Source organism: Geobacillus thermodenitrificans subsp. thermodenitrificans DSM 465 (assembly GCF_000496575.1).
In the GTDB taxonomy this organism is placed as follows: Bacteria; Bacillota; Bacilli; order Bacillales; family Anoxybacillaceae; genus Geobacillus; species Geobacillus thermodenitrificans.
In genome coordinates, this window is record NZ_AYKT01000060.1 from 1 (window position 1) to 630 (window position 630).

The 630-nt window shown below is 45.4% G+C and carries 1 protein-coding gene; it reads left to right on the forward strand.

Going from position 1 to position 630, the window contains the following annotated elements:
- Nucleotides 1-38 precede the first annotated feature (38 nt).
- The coding region (locus DSM465_RS0117955; RefSeq protein ID WP_029761981.1) for a helix-turn-helix domain-containing protein at nt 39-630 on the forward strand (592 nt) is incomplete at its 3' end.

Below are 630 nucleotides of genomic sequence, written 5' to 3' on the forward strand. Positions count from 1 at the left end.
AAAGGTGACCAAACCATCAACCATGGAGGAAATTTCGCATGCAATCTCAGTTTATCAAAGATTTGATCACTTTACCAGGCTTTCTTATTCATGGAGAACGAAAAGAGGGAGAACGATGGATTTTTGAACTTTCCCTCCCTCCTCATTGTCCGATCTGCCCGACTTGCTTCGGACGGACAACCAAAATATCATCGAAACGAAAACAATGGATTCATGGCTATACAAATACGGTCGGTTTATTTTGGATTGAACTTCCCATAGAAAGACGGCGTTGCCAAGCCTGTTTTCTGACGTTCACCGTTTCTTATCCGGGACTTCCGTCTCACAGTATCGCGACGGAATCGTTTCAACATTGGGTCGCCCAGTTATGCATCGGAAAAACGATTCAAGAAGTCGCTCGCTTGTTACAACTCGCCTATACGACAGTAGAACGCTGGTTTTATCAATATGCCCCGGCTCTTTTACCAACATCGAATCCTACAGTAGTATGTGTGGATGAATTCGCTTTCCGAAAGGGACATGATTACGGAGTAGCGGTGATGGACACACAGACTCGGAATGTCCTTTCCATTGCTTCTGGAAAAAATGAAGAAGCCATTGTGGAGGCGCTTCAACCCGTCGCCTCCAAAG